The 891-nt window shown below is 46.6% G+C and carries 2 protein-coding genes; one reads left to right on the forward strand and one right to left on the reverse strand.

Annotated elements, in window-relative coordinates; genetic code table 11:
* The coding region (locus tag GY683_RS03875; RefSeq protein WP_297287499.1) for an MATE family efflux transporter at nt 1–171 on the reverse strand (171 nt) is incomplete at its 3' end.
* A gap of 262 nt (nt 172–433) precedes the next feature.
* Here GY683_RS03875 and GY683_RS03880 point away from each other — a divergent pair.
* On the forward strand, nt 434–891 hold a 458-nt coding region (locus tag GY683_RS03880; protein WP_297287498.1), incomplete at its 3' end, for a riboflavin synthase subunit alpha.

Raw genomic sequence — 891 nt, forward strand, 5'->3', positions numbered from 1 at the left:
GGCGGGTAACCAAATCGAGGTTCCGACAGCGACGGCGGCCATGTCGGTCGCACTGACGCCGCCAGCCATAATAGTATCCACCACGCCCATTGAGGTTTGCGCAACTTGCGCCAGTATGACGGGGATCGCGAGAGCTAATAACACACGCGCTTCTGTAAGATACTTCTGCACGCCTACCCCTTTAATTATTTTGAATAAAAAAGCGTCACGCAGGCGTGACGCTAAAATAGCTGTAAATACTGCAAATATTGTACATTGCCAGGTTTTTTAAGCAATCAAAGCGGTGAACGGTGAATTGCATGGTGTCCTGCTTCCAGTGGCGGCTCTTTTGCCCTCATTGATTTGGCTTTCTATTAAATCTGCGGCAAACTGGCAGACAGAAACGCAATGTATGCAGAGGATTCACTGCGTAAAAATTAATGAGGCATAGGCTATGTTTACCGGTATTGTTCAGGGCACAGGAACGTTGGTGTCCATCGATGAAAAACCTAATTTTCGTACCCATGTTGTGCAAATGCCTGCGAACATGCTTAAGGACCTTGAGCTTGGCGCTTCTGTGTCACATAACGGTTGTTGTCTGACCGTCACCGGCGTGAACGGTCATTTTGTCAGTTTTGATCTGGTGAAAGAAACGCTGCGACTGACTAATCTCGGTGATTTACAACCAGGCTCGCAGATGAATTTGGAGCGCGCTGCACGTTTTGATGATGAAATCGGCGGGCATCTCATGTCCGGGCATATTATTTGTACGGCGGAAGTCTCGAAAATTATTGCTTCCGAAAATAACCGTCAAATCTGGTTCCGTATGCCACATGAAGATTTAATGAAATATGTATTACATAAAGGTTTTATTGGTATCGACGGAATAAGCCTTACTGTGGGAGAGGTCAC

The sequence above is a fragment of the Moraxella sp. genome (assembly GCF_024227015.1).
In the GTDB taxonomy this organism is placed as follows: Bacteria; Pseudomonadota; Gammaproteobacteria; order Pseudomonadales; family Moraxellaceae; genus Moraxella.